Annotated in this window: 12 protein-coding genes; 2 read left to right on the top strand and 10 right to left on the bottom strand. The window is 40.5% G+C overall.

Annotation, left to right across the window (positions count from 1 at the left end):
- Positions 1-45: 45 nt before the first annotated feature.
- The gene (locus ACZ9EE_RS27760; protein WP_476031785.1) at positions 46-1,251 is read left to right on the top strand and encodes a 4-hydroxybenzoate 3-monooxygenase; all 1,206 of its coding nucleotides are present in this window, start codon (positions 46-48) and stop codon (positions 1,249-1,251) included.
- A 79-nt stretch (positions 1,252-1,330) separates the two neighbouring features.
- On the opposite strand, the gene ACZ9EE_RS27755 is transcribed toward ACZ9EE_RS27760, so the two are convergent.
- From ACZ9EE_RS27755 to ACZ9EE_RS27710, 10 genes are all read right to left on the bottom strand, one after another.
- Positions 1,331-3,058: a glycine betaine ABC transporter substrate-binding protein gene (locus tag ACZ9EE_RS27755; protein WP_476031784.1), complete on the bottom strand. Its 1,728-nt coding sequence runs from the start codon at positions 3,056-3,058 to the stop codon at positions 1,331-1,333.
- Position 3,059: 1 nt separating this feature from the next.
- Positions 3,060-4,265: a quaternary amine ABC transporter ATP-binding protein gene (locus ACZ9EE_RS27750; RefSeq protein WP_476031783.1), complete on the bottom strand. Its 1,206-nt coding sequence runs from the start codon at positions 4,263-4,265 to the stop codon at positions 3,060-3,062.
- 155 nt (positions 4,266-4,420) lie between these two features.
- Positions 4,421-5,755, bottom strand: coding sequence for an NCS1 family transporter (locus tag ACZ9EE_RS27745; RefSeq protein ID WP_476031782.1), 1,335 nt, complete (start codon positions 5,753-5,755; stop codon positions 4,421-4,423).
- A gap of 82 nt (positions 5,756-5,837) precedes the next feature.
- Positions 5,838-6,584, bottom strand: a complete 747-nt coding sequence (locus ACZ9EE_RS27740; protein ID WP_476031781.1) for an aspartate/glutamate racemase family protein — start codon at positions 6,582-6,584, stop codon at positions 5,838-5,840.
- Between the two features lie 41 nt (positions 6,585-6,625).
- The gene (gene ncs1, locus ACZ9EE_RS27735; protein WP_476031780.1) at positions 6,626-8,038 is read right to left on the bottom strand and encodes an NCS1 family nucleobase:cation symporter; all 1,413 of its coding nucleotides are present in this window, start codon (positions 8,036-8,038) and stop codon (positions 6,626-6,628) included.
- Between the two features lie 114 nt (positions 8,039-8,152).
- Positions 8,153-9,400: a hydantoinase/carbamoylase family amidase gene (locus ACZ9EE_RS27730; protein ID WP_476031779.1), complete on the bottom strand. Its 1,248-nt coding sequence runs from the start codon at positions 9,398-9,400 to the stop codon at positions 8,153-8,155.
- A 45-nt stretch (positions 9,401-9,445) separates the two neighbouring features.
- Entirely contained in the window at positions 9,446-11,236 is a 1,791-nt protein-coding gene (locus ACZ9EE_RS27725) for a hydantoinase B/oxoprolinase family protein (RefSeq protein WP_476031778.1), read from the bottom strand.
- A gap of 3 nt (positions 11,237-11,239) precedes the next feature.
- Complete coding sequence (locus tag ACZ9EE_RS27720; protein ID WP_476031777.1) at positions 11,240-13,312, bottom strand: hydantoinase/oxoprolinase family protein; 2,073 nt, start codon at positions 13,310-13,312, stop codon at positions 11,240-11,242.
- 184 nt (positions 13,313-13,496) lie between these two features.
- Positions 13,497-15,194, bottom strand: coding sequence for a sigma-54 interaction domain-containing protein (locus ACZ9EE_RS27715; protein ID WP_476031776.1), 1,698 nt, complete (start codon positions 15,192-15,194; stop codon positions 13,497-13,499).
- A 181-nt stretch (positions 15,195-15,375) separates the two neighbouring features.
- Positions 15,376-15,588: a DUF1540 domain-containing protein gene (locus ACZ9EE_RS27710; RefSeq protein WP_476031775.1), complete on the bottom strand. Its 213-nt coding sequence runs from the start codon at positions 15,586-15,588 to the stop codon at positions 15,376-15,378.
- Positions 15,589-15,750: 162 nt separating this feature from the next.
- Between ACZ9EE_RS27710 and ACZ9EE_RS27705 the strand changes: the two genes are divergently transcribed.
- Positions 15,751-16,647, top strand: a complete 897-nt coding sequence (locus ACZ9EE_RS27705; RefSeq protein WP_476031774.1) for a DMT family transporter — start codon at positions 15,751-15,753, stop codon at positions 16,645-16,647.
- Positions 16,648-16,678 lie beyond the last annotated feature (31 nt).

Here is a 16,678-nt window from a genome sequence, read left to right as displayed (position 1 = left end):
CTTTATAAAAAGATAAAACGCTTTCAATTAAAGGAGCTGAAAAAATTGAAAACACAGGTTGGGATTATCGGGGCTGGACCTGCTGGTCTTATTCTTGCACAACTTCTTCACCTACAAGGGATTGATTCTGTTATTTTGGAGCGTAAATCCAGAAATAATATCGAGGGTACGGTAAAGGCTGGTATTTTAGAACAGACAACGATTGATATGTTAAGAGAAATTGGGGTTGGCGACCGGATGGATCGTGAAGGTCATTTTCATAATGGCAACTACTTCCAATTCAGTGGACAAAGACGCCATATTGATTTAAAAAGGTATTCTGGCGGCAAGCAGGTTGTTGTCTATCCACAGCATGAAGTGATAATCGACCTAGTCAATGCCCGCTATGAAAATGGCAAAGACATTATCTTTGACGTGGAAGATGTCACACTACATGATATCGATTCAAACCAACCGAAAATAAGGTACCGTAAAAATGGGATGGACGAAGAGCTTGTTTGTGATTTCATTGCAGGATGTGATGGCTATCATGGACCCAGCCGTCTTGCGATTCCTGATAGAAAAGAGCATGTTCATTTTTATCAGTATGGTTGGCTAGGAATCCTCTCCGATTCTGCACCTGCTGCAGATGAATTAATTTATGCGAACCATGATCAAGGCTTTGCTTTGCTAAGCACACGGACACCTATCCTGCAGCGTCACTATCTTCAGGTTGACCCATTCGATGATATTGCCAATTGGTCGGATGATCGAATTTGGTCGGAATTAACGGCACGTACCAAAACAAATGACGGCTGGCAGGTGCCAGATGGACCTATTAATTCAAAAGTAATTTTTCAAATGCGCAGTTTCGTTTGTGAGACGATGCAATATGGCCGCCTGTTTATTGCAGGTGATGCCGCTCATACTGTCCCGCCAACAGGCGCCAAGGGACTTAATCTTGCTGCTACGGATGTAAAAGTCATGGCGCGTGGCATTACCGAGTTTTATCAAAATGGGAGTACTGATATACTGGATCGTTACTCAGAAATTTGTCTTCGTCGTGTTTGGAAGGCTGAACGTTTCTCCTATTTCATGACCAGACTTCTTCATACTAATCCAAAGTTTGATTCATTTGAACGGGGTGTTCAGCTGGCAGAACTAGATTACTATACCTCATCTGAGGCAGGATTAAGAACGATCGTTGAAAATTACGTGGGCTTACCGATTCAGTGGGAGAAAGCTGGGGATTTTAAGACTTTAATTAAATAAAACTACAGGCAGGAAAAAAGGAATTTGATTCGTGATCAAATTCCTTTTTTCTTTTGGGTAAGTGGATAGCCCCCGTTTTCTACTTCAAATCTCCAATAGAATCGATGTCCATATACTTCGGAACAACCAATCCATTCCTTGTTCCATGGAGGTTTGCTCCCAGATCTAGAAAATCGTTTTTATATTGATCGTAATATTTCTTATGGGTACTTGGCAGCCATCCAGCAACCATAGCGTCGGCGCTTCCATTAGCCACACCGGCAAACATTGGTCCCACCTCGACTTGACTTAGTTTCACTTCATAGCCATTGTCTTCTAACACCTTCCCAATCACATTGGTACTAGCTATTTCTGTGTCCCATGCGACATAAACAAGATTAACGGTTTCCCCGTTTCCTGCTTTAGCCCCATTGGTCCATCTTGCCACTTGATCTCCGTTTGCCTTTATCCATTTTTCGGCTGCTTTAGCGGAGTCCATCCCCTTTTTAATGTCCACCATTACTTTTTCCATATCAGCTGGCTTCCATGAAAATTGATCAAGGATGGTGTAAGCACCTGGCGCATCTTGTTCGAGACCTTTTCTTACAATGGTATGAATATCTTCTACCGCCCCGAATGATTTGTTTGGATCTTTAAGAAATTTCAACTCATAAGTGGAAAACATCCAATGTGGTGCCCAGCCCGTAACAATTATCGGTTTCTTCTGACCATAAGCCTTATCCAATTCAGCTGCCATCGCGGCTGATGATCCTTCCACTACCTGCCAATCTTTCAGTTGATAATCCTTTAGTGCGTTACCCGCCTGAGACATGATACCTGCTCCAGGTTCGATTCCGATAATTTGATAATCGGTTTGCGCCCCAATGCCGTTCCCTTTCTTATCCTCAGCCGTTTGCTTGGTGATACCTGTCACAATCGCAGTAAGAATAACCAACAACGCAACGATAGAAAACACGATTTTTTTCTTGATGAGATGCTCATAAGCTGGCTTCCGTAAGTTTTGCGTAATCCGGTCGAGAATGACAGCGATAAAGACGATCGATAATCCTGCTTCAAATCCTCGTCCTACGTCAATTTGACTGACCGCCCGGTAAACATCCGCTCCCAGTCCGGGTGCTCCCACTAAAGAAGCGGTCACCACCATAGAGAGGGCAAGCATAATACTTTGATTCACCCCGGCCATAATCGTTGGGGTGGCGATCGGTAATTGAACCTTAAATAATTTTTGGCTGCTACTCGAACCAAAGGCATCTGCCGCTTCAATTAAGTCTCTCGGGACTTCTTGAATACCCAAATTAGTCATGCGAATCGTTGGAGCAATCGCAAAAATAAAGGAAGCGATAATTCCAGGTACCACACCAATGCCAAAAAATAAGATAGAGGGAATTAAATAAACAAATGCCGGCATTGTCTGCATAAAGTCTAGAATCGGTGTCACAATTCTTTGGACTGTTTTTCTTTGAGCACACCAGATTCCAACTGGAACTCCGATAATAATCGTGATTAATCCTGATAATAAAACAATCGCAATCGTTTGAATACCGGAATCCCAATATCCGAGATTATCAATCAAAAGTAAGCTCAGGAGCGTAAATACTCCTAATGGCCACCTGCTAGTGTAGGTTACCAACAGTGTTAGGACGATGATTAATAGGATGGGAGGCCCCGCGCTTAGGACATCAACAATGATAGTTAACAATCCCTCGATGGCTGTCGTTAACAAGGTGAAAAAACCGGCGAATACAACGGTGACCCATTTGACTAGAACATCTACCCAAGCTCCTAAAGGGATTTTCGGAACGTTCATCTTATTCACCCTCCAAATCGTTCAAGGAATCTTTATTTCCTGCCAAAGCCCCAATGACGGCCCCGCGAATAACAATTCCTTCAAGACGGTTATTTGTATCAATAACTGAAATGGGTAGACTGGCTGTTGCCATTACATCCATAAGATCCGTCAGTAATGTATCACCGGGAACCGTTGGAATATCGGTTGTCATCACTTCCGCAATCGTTTGATTATGTTCAATTGCCTGCCGTGCTTGCTCAGCCGTAATCGCTCCCAATAGTTTTCGATTTCGATCCACGACAAATACACTGGAATACCCCTGTTTCCGCATGATTTCCAATGCCACCCGCGGACCGCGGTCGACCCCTATTTTTTCTGCCCGCTTCATGACATGGGAGGCAGTTAATATTTTCGATAAGTTTACATCTTCCACAAACTTCTCGACAAATTCATTAGCCGGATTCATTAAAATTTGTTCAGGTGTTCCCAGCTGAATGACACTGCCATCCTTCATTAAGGCAATTCGGTCCCCAATTCTTAGCGCCTCATCTAAATCATGGGTGATAAAAATAATTGTTTTTTTGTATTTTTCTTGAATCTCCAGTAATTCATCCTGCATATCTTTCCGGATTAAGGGATCAAGCGCACTGAATGCTTCGTCCATCAGTATGACAGCGGTGTTACTTGCTAGAGCCCTTGCTAACCCCACCCTTTGCTGCATACCACCGCTCAATTGTTTAGGAAGCTGGTTTTCATACCCTTTTAACCCGACGACTTCTAGTGCTCGCAATGCTTTTTCTTTTCGCTGTTCTGGCGGCACCTTCTGAATTTCCAGACCATATTCCGTATTTTCTAGGATGGTTTTATGAGGAAACAACGCAAAGTTCTGAAACACCATGCTGATTTTTTTCTGTCTTACTTCCCTCAGCCTTGCGTCATTCATCTTTACGATATCTTCATTTTCAATCAAGATTTCACCGATTGTCGGATCAATCAGCCTGTTAAACATACGGATTAAAGTGGATTTCCCGCTTCCAGATAAACCCATGATGACAAAAATTTCACCAGGATAAATTTCAAAGGAAACATTTTTTACCCCTACCGTCTGTCCAGTTGCTTGCAATATTTCCTTTTTGGTCTTCCCTTGTTTTAATAAATCAATGGCAGCTTTCGGATTATTACCAAAAATCTTAGAGACATGTCTAACCTCTATGTAGGGATTCATGTTGTCACCTCATTCATATAATCGAGCGTATCTTATACATTTTTTCCAGAACTTGTTGTTCTATGTTCGTTTATATAGAAAAACAACATAAAAAATAAAAAAAGGATATACCCAGTGGGCATACCCATAAATATAAATAATTACTTACTTACTTCTTAGGATGTTATTTCAACTTCATTATTAGATGTTTTATATGAAGGGAGAATTTTATAACCTGCCCAATATAAAACCGCACTTATTGGCATGCTTACCATCCACGAAATGGATAAGAAAAACACACCGATGATCCCGCCAATTAAAAGTGAACCTAATCCTAACCAGTTGTACTTAATATTTTTTTCATATAGAGCATGAACATCAAAGTTTTGCTTATGAACGAAGTAATAATCGGCAATTAAAATTCCAAGCAAAGGCCCAAGGAATGCTGAATAAAATGCGATGAACGTGTTAAAAGCTGAGCTAGTGATCAATAACCATGGGAATGTAACTATACTTAATACTCCAACAATGATGACTGACAAACCCCAAGTAAAGTTAAAGGTCTCCATCAGTACAAGTGCGGGTGGTTTAATATTGATGGTTAAATTACTGGTAAACTGTGCAACAACGATAAAAATCATCATTGCGACTGCAACAATAGGATTAGGAATGACCGATACAATTGCTTGGACAGGATCCCATATTCCGGTAGCTGCAGCGGCTAAGATTCCAATGACGAGCATGATAATAAACATTGGGACAATTCCAAAAAAGTGACCAATTGTGTTATAGCCTGGTTTATTCTCAAGATATCTTGCCAAGTCAGCATTATTAATAATGGCCGTAATTAAAACACCCACACATGCAGTAATCGCTGCAAAAAATGGCATTCCCCACGAACCAGTGGTATTCCAATTATCTGCGATCTTTAATCCACCTACATTGATTAACTGTACAGTGATATAAATTAAAAATCCAAGAACAACCACCGATAAGAGTGAATCAAACCATTTGATCGAGTTCATACCGAAATAAGCGATTGCTGTTTGGAGTACCTGAAATAAAATGAAATATAACCAGATATTGCTATACCCCCAAATAGTATCGGTAATGTAGTCAGTTGCTGATGCACCAATCCATGAACCGATTCCATACCAAAATACGGCCGGTAATACCCTTATCAAAGAGGCAATCCTGGCTCCATTGTATCCGAACGATGATCTTGCTTGAACGATAAAGGGAATTCCATATTTGATCCCAGGACGAGAGTTTATGATAAAAAGGTAACCAATAAACAAGGCGGAAATAACCGTAACAACACCGGCCTGAAACAGGTTTAATTTTCCTGCAGGCGGTAAGAATGACTGCCCAACCATAAAAATTTGAATCACGACCATGGATGAAATCCATAGCGTAATATAGGTGGTTAGCCCAAATAACCTATTTTCATTTGAAACCGGGTTCAGTGATTCTCTCTTTGAATGAGATGTAATATCGGTAGAATTAGCCATAAAAAACTCCCCCATTTTTTTAATTAACTAAAAAAGAGGATGCTCTTTTTAAAGGAACATCCAATATCAAGGTCTAGTTTGATTATTTCTTTACTGAGTCGTAACCGAAACTAGCTAACTTCCCGATATACTCCTTCTTTTCAGGATATTTATAGGTTTTTAGTTTACTAGTTTTCTTTCCTAAATCAACAATTGATTCCGCAAACTTAACAGCTGCTACGACACCGTCAATAACAGGAACACCTAGTTCTTTTTCAAGGCTTTCGGCAAATTCCGCCATGCCTGCACATCCTAGCAGTATGGCTTCAGCATGATCCTCCTCTACCGCTTTTCTTCCCTCTAATCGCAGTAATTCCATACCCGCTTCTGGGTCTCTTTCAAAATCCAATACTCCCATAGGGGTGGTTCTAATATTCACAACACGCTTATGCATGCCGTAAGAATCCACTAATTCTTCAAGCATCGTTTTAATTCTTGGTAAAACGGTTACCACGGAAAATCTTGCCGCTAGGATGGAGGCTAAGTAAACAGACGCTTCTGCGATTCCTACAACAGGTTTATCTGTTACTTCTCTAGCCGCTTGTAAACCTGGGTCACCATAACATGCGATGACAAAGGCATCTACTCCCTCTTCTTCCCCTTTAATGACCTCTTCAAGGACTCCTGGAATGCTTAAATACTCATCGTAATAGGATTCAATTGAAACAGGACCCATTTTAGGGCTGACAGATAGAATCTGAGTGTCCTGCCGTGCAGCCGACTTAGCCGCATGCTCAATACCCTTTGTCATCGCCATTGTAGTATTTGGATTAATCACTTTAATTTTCATTCTCAGTCCCCCTATAATTTGAATTAATAGCTTGAAAACATTTATAGTTTTTGATTTACTTCTTGGACAATGACAGGAGTGTTTGTTATTTCTGGCTGGTCGTAGATTTTACATATCCAGTATTTCATTAATCCATAGTAAAGAACCCCTGATAGTAACAGTGCCGTAAAAAATCCATAATCAGGTAAAAGAAAGACGGAGAGGCCGGCTGGAATATAACTAATAATGGCTGCGGGATTCACATTATTCCAATACTTATATTGACCATTCACCTTATATAGTTCACCAATATTCAATTGTCGCTTCCTCAGTAAATAATAATCTGTGAACATGATCCCAACTATTGGTGCGAGTGAGGCTGTAATCGCTAAAAGAATCTGTGGCACATAATCTGCGTAGTTCCATGGCTGGATGAGTAAACCAATCACACCAGCAATAATTGCTCCCTTCGCAAACGAAATTTTTCGAGGAAATAGATTGACAATAATATAGCCTGGAGGTAAAAGATTCGCACTAATATTAGTTGACCACTGTGCTAAAATTACAAATGCTAAACAAACAATTAATAGAAATGGATTATCCTTCCCCATGGTTTGGACCATGGCATCGATTGGATTCCACGTTCCTGTCGCGACACCACTGGTTAAACCAATAATCGTAAAAAGCAGCATGGAGCCGATCAGGCCAAAAGTATGAGCCCAAAAACTGCCTTTATTGATTTTCCACCAATGGGTCTCCCTGCTATCAAACTTATTTTTCAAAAAACGAGTAAAATCAGGCGCATTTAAAGCCATCGTAATATACGTTCCCATCATGACCACTACCCCATATCCGAGCGATATGCCGCCTTCTCCAGCTTTTGAAAAAATCACACCAAAAGTAATATGATTTTCCTTCATGATATACACTTGCAGAATAATACCGATAATAAGAATACTTGGTGAAGCCAACCACTCAAATTTGGTAATTGCCTCCATGCCCATTGCAGTATTAATAATTTGTACAGCACCAAAGATGATAATCAGTAAGGTAAGATTGGAGTATCCAGTTAGCATTTCCATAATCGTATTTAAGGCATAGGCCCCCATCCAGGTTTGAAATCCGAACCAAAAAATGGCAGGAATGGCTCTAATTAAAGCTGGAATATGTGTACCTAGGTAACCAAAACAGGCCCGTATATAAACTGCATAGGGTATTCCATATCTGACCCCTATATCTCCGAGCAGAGTTAAAAGAACGGCTACGATTAAATTTCCTAAGATGCAAGCGATGATGATTTGTGCTGGAGATAAGGCAGGATATAGTTGTGCTGCTGTAATAGGAGTAACTAGTTGAACCGCGATCCCAACCCATAGAATAAAATAAGCAAGTGCTGACATATTCCTTTCATTGGGTGTAGAGGGCATTATATCCTTACCAGTAAGACTAATTCCCTTTTCTGTTTCTTGACTCATGGAACTACCTCCTATTGATAGTTTTATACATATTGAATGAATTTTCAAAATATTCCGGCTGTGTCTTATCCTATTTCCTTTGCATGGCAGCCATGGACTGCCATGCAATGAATTTTATATATACTTTAATACGGTTTCATAAAGGACATCGGTACCATTTACGATATCATCCATTTCCGCCCATTCCTCAGGGCTATGGCTAATTCCCTTCCGACAACGGACAAAAAGCATTCCAATATCCGTAATATCGGCTAAGAGCATCGCATCATGTCCAGCACCGCTGACCATGACTGGAGCGGTCAACCCTTTTGTTTTACAAACCTCACTTAACGTATCTACAACCTCTTCCGAACACTCGACTGGGTCGACTTGCATATTACAATTAATCGTATAGGTTAAGCCTCTTTCTTGACAGATCTGATTCAGTTTGGTTTCTATCTGATTAAAGACCCTGTTTCGTCGTGCCAGGTTGATATCTCGCAAATCAAGTGAAAACTCCACTGCATTTGGGATGATATTACTGCCGCCTGGGTAGGTCTCAATAATCCCCACGGTCCCAACTGTTTGCCGTTCCCGCTCGCCGCTGCAAATCTTATTGACTTCCACGATCACTTCTGCGGTCCCTACGAGCGGATCATTCCTTAGGGACATCGGAACCGTTCCCGCATGGCCTGCCACCCCTTGTACTTTAATGGTATACCATGCTGGACCAGCAATCCCTTGGACTACGCCAACAGACTGATTGGTTGTATCTAAGTAAGGTCCCTGTTCAATATGCATTTCTAAATATAACTTAATCTCCCCACGGGTACGTATCGATTCTTCAAAACAGTCAGGATTGATGCCATAACCAAAGGATTTAAGAGCTTCATATCTAGTAATATCGTTTTCATCGACTTTATTAAAATCTTCTTTCGCTATTTTACCAACCATACCTCTGCTTCCAAACAGGCCATCATTAAATCTAGAACCTTCCTCTTCACAAAATGCGACGACTTCTATCGGATGTTCATGGTCGAGTTTTGACTGAGAAATCGCATGGGCAATTTCGATTCCAGCTAAGACTCCAATGATTCCATCAAACCTGCCTCCGTTTCGAACGGAGTCGATATGTGAGCCGATCATTACCACCGGTAATTGAGGATTGGTTCCCTCTTTACGTCCGATTAGATTCCCAAAATGATCATGCGAAACGATGAGACCCGCTTCTTTCATCCATCTGGATACTAGAATATGAGCCTCCTTGTCTTCCTTACTTAACGCACGTCTCTCGACTCCATTTTGTTGGTTTTTACCAATCTCCCCTAGCTCCATAATGCGAGTATAGAGCCTTTCTCCATTTATTTTGCTTACTGTTTGCATTTCATACCCTCTTTTCTCGCAGCACTCCTGAAATGTATGTTAGCTCTAGCTATTTTTTCTTAGCACATCCGTCTTGTCATAATCAATGGTTTCTTCAACAGTTATCACGACCCCATAATCTGAAAGAGCTTTTTCTTTCGTGATATATCCATCAAAATAATCGGACAAGACTTTCTCTGGGTTCCTCTCGAATGGGTTTCCATATCCCCCGCCACAAGGCCCTACTAACTGAATCGTACTGCCTGTTGAAACCGTTCGGTTCGGAAGCTTCGATGGCAGGTTTACGATTTCACCTGTTTCCTCTTTACGGATGGATAAACCGCCAACAGAACCTGATTGTCCCTTATCAAAACCCCACGGGGCAAATTTGTGCCCATCTGCTTCAACAGAGAAACTTCCATCGCTCAAGAAGGTAACCTCCCGAACAGATCCAATCCCTCCGCGCCATTTACCCGGGGCACTATCATAATCTCTGAGTTCATAGCGGTTTACTCGTAATGGATAGTGCGATTCGATATCCTCAATTGGGTTGTTCCTAGTGTTAGCGTACAACGTGTCAACGGCATCCATACCGTCCTTACCGTAACGGCCGCCATAGCTGCCCTCCATAATATCCATGTAAACCCAATAGTTTTCATCTTCTGTCTTTCCACTAAATGCCACTACTTGAAGGTTACCTACTCCTGCACTTACTTGGTGTGGAACTACCTGGGCCAATGCCTTCATTAGTGTATCCGCCACAATATTACCTGAGTTAAAACGAGCAATGGTTGGGGCTGGGAATATCGGATTACACATAGTACCTTTTGGTGCCACGATATTGATTGGCCGTGTTAAACCAGAGTTTTGTGGGAAGTTCCCATATTTGGTGGAATCTAATAAAATAGATCTCAATGTCAAATATATGGCAATATCCACCGTACCAATTAAAGGCATATTGATCGGTCTATCAGAAACCTGAGGTGAAGTCCCTGTTAAATCAACCGTTAGATCACTACCATTGACCCTCACCGTTACCGCAATTTTTAAATCCTTTTTAGAAGGGTCGTCGCTATCCAAGTATCCATCCAAAAACCCTTCAGCTGAATATTCACCATCTGGCAGTTTGTTAATTGCATCTCTCATCATTCTTTCAGAGTAATTCATCAATTCCTCTGTGGCAGCTTCAACCGTTTCTAAACCATACTTTTCTATAATTTCGATATATCGCTGCGCTCCGATTCTAGCAGCAGCAATTTGGGCTTCCATATCCCCGACAACCAATTTTGGAGCACGAATATTATCCATTAATATATCCCAAACATAGCGATTTTTTGTTCCTTTTTCATAGACCTTGATGGCTTTAAATTGAAGTCCTTCAGCATAGGCATCAACCGCATCAACAATCCCGCAGCTTCCTGGTGTGGAGGCGCCAATATCTAGATGATGGGCGGTTGTCATCGAAAAGCCAATCAGCTTATCTTGATAAAATACCGGGATACAGAACCCGACGTCAGGCCCATGGGACGCGCCATGATATGGAGAGTTATGCATAATCACATCACCAGGCTGGAAGGTATCATTCCTTTCCTCCATAATTTGGCGAATTCCCTTCACATAGCCTGGGATTGGGCCGGACTGAAGTGGAGTACTATGAGATGATTCACATAATTGTTGTCCCTTAATATCGACAAGGGCACAGCCAAAATCCTCCGATTCTCTGATAATACTAGAATAAGACATTCTTGCCAGCTTATGTCCCATTTCAATTGCTACGTTTTCTAAAGCTCCAAGCACGACCTGAACTGTGATAGGGTCAATTTTTTTTACTTCTGTTCCAACTTGAGTCTGTGTCATCATTTATACACCTACCTTGATAATCATATTTCCAAACTCCTCGATAAACGCTGTACAATTAGGCGGAATAACAGTAGTCGTATCTTTTTGAAGCACAATACAAGGGCCAGCGAACTCTGTTTCAACCGGAATTTTTTCTCTCTGATAAAACTTGGTTTCAACGTTTTCAAGATTTCCGTTAATATTAAAAATTGTTGTACCAGTCTTTAACAGAGCATCCTCCAATTGATGTTGATGATGGACAGCTTGTTTCTCTATTTTTGGCATGTATCCTAGCCCTGTCACACGAATGTTGACGAATTCGATTGGGCTATCAAGGAAGTTATGGCCATATTCTCCCTTATGAATTTCATGGAAGTTATTTAATGCTTCAACGATAGTTTCTTGATCTAATACTCCACTTGGCAGATCGACCCGCAGTTCATAGCCTTGACCGGCGTATCGACAATCCGCGCTGCGGAGAATTTGAACCTGCTCCTCCTCTACTCCATCGTCTTTTAATTGGCTTTTGATTTGTTTCTCTAACGCAATAAAGTCTTCATTAAGCCCGATAAAATCAAATTGAGTGCTTAACATAAATTCTGTCTTGATTACGTCATACTTTAGATCCGTTGTTAATAGTCCAGTAGCTGAATTGATACCAGGATATAACGGGATAATGACCTCTGGGATATTTAAGATTTGTGCTACCTCTACAGCATGAAGTGGTCCTGCTCCACCAAAGGCAACCAAGGAGAATTCTCTTGGATCCTCACCCTTTTGAATCGTTTTTTCACGAATCGCATTGGCCATATTATTATTCATGATTTGAAGTATACCTTCTGCCGTTCTTTCTCTGCTCAAAGCTAAATTTTCTGCTAGCTCATCAATCACTTTATAAGCCGCATTGCTATATATTTTCATCTCGCCGCCTAGAAAATTATGTTCATCTATTCGTCCTAACACGACATTGGCATCACTCACGGTCGGCTTTGTCCCGCCATGTCCATAACAAGCAGGACCTGGCCTCGAACCGGCACTTCTTGGCCCAACCTTAAAAGCACCACCTTCATCAATATGGGCGATACTGCCGCCGCCTGCTCCAATCGTATGGATGTCAATCATCGGAACCATTACAGGATATCCGGCAATCCATGTATCACGAGCAGAGGATTCACTATAGCCGCTACCGGTGATAATGCCGATATCTGCACTCGTACCACCCACGTCAAAGGTAATTAACTTCTCTCTGTTCGTCAGTTCACCGGCCCAAGCACCGCCTAAAATTCCCGCTGCCGGACCTGAAAGCAGTGTGTTAACCGGTTTTTCTGAAACAGTTTTAGGTGTGGCCACTCCTCCATTTGAGCACATAATATGTAATTCAGCCGGGACTCCGGATTCTTTTAACCTTACTTCTAGGTTTTGAATATAACTTTTTACTTTTGGCCCGATAAAGCCGTTAATTGATGAAGTAGTAAATCGTTCAAACTCACGAAACTGTGGCGAAACATCAGAAGAAATCGTGATGAATGCTTCCGGGTATTCTTCTTCGATAATTTCTTTAACTCTTTGTTCATGTTGTGGGTTGATATAGGAGAATAAGAAGTTAACGATAATAGAATCAACGCCTGACTCCTTTAGTGTAGCGACAGCGCCTCGAACTTCTTCTTCATGAAGTGGGGCAATAACCTGATCTTTAACTGGACCCATTCTTTCAGAGACCGTTAACCGGTGTCTTCTTTGAACGAGTGGACGATCTTGCCAAGGAATTTCCTGCATAATCGAATAGTTTTGTGGACGCTGGTGCCGGCCAATATGAATGATATCCCGATATCCTTTTGTCGTAATCATTCCTGTCTTTGCACCATCATTCTCAAGGATGGCATTAGTGGCAATTGTGGTCCCATGAAAAACATGATCAATTTCTGTCCGGTCAATGTTTTGACGTTCACAAAGTTCCAGAATCCCTTGGACTACACCCGTGGATGGATCCTCTAATGTTGTGGGAACTTTATGAATAGAAGTATTTCTTTTTTCCGTGTCTGTAAATATTACATCAGTAAATGTTCCTCCGACGTCTACGCCAAATAATTTCATTCACCCTTACCTCCTTATTTTGCTTACACGTTTATATTTGCAAGAAGTATGCCAAGTTTGAAAATGGGATAAATAAAGGACTTTTGTTTTTCCTAGGTTTCCAAGTAATTGCATTTTGGCAATGACTTATTTCCAAATTTTCAAAATAATCAATCTTGGCACCGGATAATAAAAAATTGCAATTTCACAATTGAAATTGCAATTCTGCAACGTTAATTTTGTGTTTCCTCACTTTTCGTGTAATGGTCGATGCATCAACTCCTAACTTAATACTTGCTTCCTTCATCGTTGCTGATGTCTCAAGGACTTGCAAAAGAAGCTGTTTCTCATATCGTTCCACTTCTTCCTTCAGATTTACACCATCCCTTATTTTTCTTGTTTGTGATATATAAGATGGCGAAAATTGATCCGGGAGATGTTTCAATTCTATCAATTGAAGAGGAGAGGTGACGATTAACCGCTCGACCGTGTTTTGCAGTTCACGGACATTTCCTTTCCAGTGAAAATCTATAAAACTTTGAATCACCTCAGGATCAAAGGATTTATTTAATCTATATTTTTGATTGAACATCTCGGTAAAGTGATTAATCAAAAAAGGAATATCCTCCTTCCGTTCCGCTAAGGAAGGAATGTTGATTGGAATAACGACTAAGCGGTAATACAAGTCCTCTCGAAAGGAACCATTCTTCACCATCTCTTCTAAATTTCGGTTGGTTGCTGCAATAAATCGGACATCGACTTGAACCGGTTCAGTTCCACCAAGAGGAGTAAATTGTTTCTCTTGTAATAGCTGCAATAATTTCGCTTGCAGGCTTAGAGGTAACTCTCCAATTTCATCTAAAAATAATGTTCCTTTATCAGCTGCAAGAGCTAAGCCCTTTTTTCCTTCTTTGTTTGCACCAGTAAAGGCACCTTTCGTATATCCAAAAATCTCTGATTCCATAATACTTTCAGGAATCGCTCCGCAATTGACTTTAATAAAAGGGGCTTTTTTTCGATTACTTAATTGATGTATCGTTCTTGCTAACACCTCTTTCCCTACCCCTGTTTCACCATGAAGGTAAATCGTAGCATCCACATTGGCCACCCGGCAAACCAGTTCGTAAACTTTTTCCATTGCCCGCGATTTGAACACCATTTGTTCAGTCTGTTTTTGTAGATGGCTTAACTCGTTCTGATAGTAATCTAGCAAATCTCTCGTTTCTTGCAACTTTTCTTCAAGATTAGATATTTCTGTCACATCTTTAGAAATATTGATTACTTTATTCAGTGATCCATCTTCATGAAAAATTGGATGGCCTTCCACCATTAAACGACGTCCCGACTTAGTGGTTTGATGCATCGTGATTTTACGCTGCTTTTCTAAGACTTGCTGGGTGGAGGAAATATTAATGACCCCTGCTTTTTCTAAGTAATTGGTAGATTTCCCAACAACGTCAACTTCTTTTACTCCAAAAAAGTGCTCACATGTGTTATTTACCCGTAATACGATTCCACTAGAATCTGTAATAGTAACTAATTCACCGCTTAAGTTCATAATCGCTTCCAACTCTTGCTTTAATTCTATTACTTTAGGTAAATTATGGACAAAATCTTGAAAAACATCTTCTTGGAAAAATAGAATGGCCCCTAATTCTTTCTTTACTATTGGGAAATTCATTATAAGCATACTTTGGTTTAGGTCATGATTGGTGATCTCAAAATTTCCTTCTTTAATTACCTTAATGATAGAACTGCCCGGTAATAAATCGTGGATAAAGTTGGATTTTTGTAAATCGAGGAACTTCTCACAAATTTCGTTAGCAAAGGTTATATTGCCTTTACTGTTCACTACTATAAATCCAAAGGGCAGTCTCCTAGCGATATCTTGTGGATCAAACATTTACGTCCTCCTCTAAAAAACAAAATATCTGAATTTTCATTATTTAATACTATATTCTACCTTAACCTTTGGATTATTTATACTAAAAATGACATAATCAACAAGAATGTGGATTAACTTTTCCCTTTACTCTCATTCTAATCAGAAAAGCATTCACCTGATTACGATGAATGCTTTCAAATCAGCCCCGTTTTGGTTTAAAAGTTTTACAACAGGTTTCCGCTGAATGATCAGCTGTATCCTGATGGTTCTTTTCGCCTAACTCAGACGACATTTCAGTATCATATCTTGCATGGTTATCTAACTCAACCATGATCTTATCAGCAGTACAAACATTTCCATCGCCATAAAACGTACAGTTCGAAATCGCACAAGAAACTTCTACTTTGGGCATTTTAGTACCTCCCTTTTGGTTTTCCTGTTGCTATATTATTTTCTGCAAAAGTCGATTTTTCATTCCATGTTGTTATGTTGATAAACATTTTTAATTTACTGAAATGTTATAATAAAAAAGGGCATTTTAGATAAAGGAGTTTGTATTATAAAGGGGATTTTTATGGATAAAAAAGCGTTTGTTATGGCAATGATAACGGTAATTATATGGGGATCAGCATTTGCTGCCATTCGTGCAAGTTTGCAAGGAGGCTATTCTTCAGGACATTTGGTATTATTTCGCTATTTAATTGCCTCTTTTTCATTTGTCCTGTATGCGCTCATTCCCGGGGTGAAATTTAGATTTCCAGCCAAGAGAGACTGGATTCGACTTTTACTCTTGGGATGGATTGGAATTAGCACCTATCATATTGGAGTAACCTTTGGTTCGCAAACTGTTTCTGCTGGAACCGCTGCGATGCTGATAGCTTCTTCACCCATTTTTACCACCATTATTGCAATAATTGTGTTAAAAGAGCGGCTTGGGCGAATGGGTTGGATTGGACTTTTTATTGGTTTTGCCGGTATAGCCATTATTACCCTCGGTTCAAATGACACATGGACGTTTTCTCCAGGAATTATCTTTGTGTTAGTTGCTGCGTTAGCGACTTCTGTTTTTTTTGTTTTACAAAAACCACTCTTTGAACGCTATACGCCGATAGAATTAACGGCTTATTTTACCTGGGCAGGAACGCTGCCATTTTTATTTTTCTCACCTGGCTTGATTGAGGGAATTCAACATGCGACGGTAGAAGCCAATATGTCAGCGATCTATGTAGGGATATTCCCAGCCGGTATAGCATATGTAACTTGGGCTATTGCGCTATCTATGGGAAATGCAAGCTCGGTTTCAACCCTTCTTTATATTGAGCCAGTATTTGCGATTTTGGTGGCTTGGATATGGCTTCAAGAGCTTCCAAGTACTCTTTCTATTGTTGGAGGAATTGTTACCGTTTCAGGTGTGTTATTGGTCAACTTGTTAGGCAAAAAGAAAACAGTTGGTATGTCAACTGACTATTAATCTAGTAATCATCCTATAAATGAATATTTTT

It is taken from the genome of Bacillus sp. URHA0034 (assembly GCF_056280405.1).
This window is presented reverse-complemented; position numbering and strand designations above follow the sequence as displayed.

Excerpts from the sequence above, each read along its gene's own strand:
- ACZ9EE_RS27755 (WP_476031784.1), bottom strand. The coding sequence starts at position 3,058 with ATGAACGTTCCGAAAATCCCTTTAGGAGCTTGGGTAGATGTTCTAGTC.
- ACZ9EE_RS27740 (WP_476031781.1), bottom strand. The coding sequence starts at position 6,584 with ATGAAAATTAAAGTGATTAATCCAAATACTACAATGGCGATGACAAAG.
- ACZ9EE_RS27725 (WP_476031778.1), bottom strand. The coding sequence starts at position 11,236 with ATGACACAGACTCAAGTTGGAACAGAAGTAAAAAAAATTGACCCTATC.
- ACZ9EE_RS27730 (WP_476031779.1), bottom strand. The coding sequence starts at position 9,400 with ATGCAAACAGTAAGCAAAATAAATGGAGAAAGGCTCTATACTCGCATT.
- ACZ9EE_RS27745 (WP_476031782.1), bottom strand. The coding sequence starts at position 5,755 with ATGGCTAATTCTACCGATATTACATCTCATTCAAAGAGAGAATCACTG.
- ACZ9EE_RS27715 (WP_476031776.1), bottom strand. The coding sequence starts at position 15,194 with ATGTTTGATCCACAAGATATCGCTAGGAGACTGCCCTTTGGATTTATA.
- ACZ9EE_RS27710 (WP_476031775.1), bottom strand. The coding sequence starts at position 15,588 with ATGCCCAAAGTAGAAGTTTCTTGTGCGATTTCGAACTGTACGTTTTAT.
- ACZ9EE_RS27720 (WP_476031777.1), bottom strand. The coding sequence starts at position 13,312 with ATGAAATTATTTGGCGTAGACGTCGGAGGAACATTTACTGATGTAATA.
- ACZ9EE_RS27705 (WP_476031774.1), top strand. The coding sequence starts at position 15,751 with ATGGATAAAAAAGCGTTTGTTATGGCAATGATAACGGTAATTATATGG.
- ACZ9EE_RS27750 (WP_476031783.1), bottom strand. The coding sequence starts at position 4,265 with ATGAATCCCTACATAGAGGTTAGACATGTCTCTAAGATTTTTGGTAAT.
- ncs1 (WP_476031780.1), bottom strand. The coding sequence starts at position 8,038 with ATGAGTCAAGAAACAGAAAAGGGAATTAGTCTTACTGGTAAGGATATA.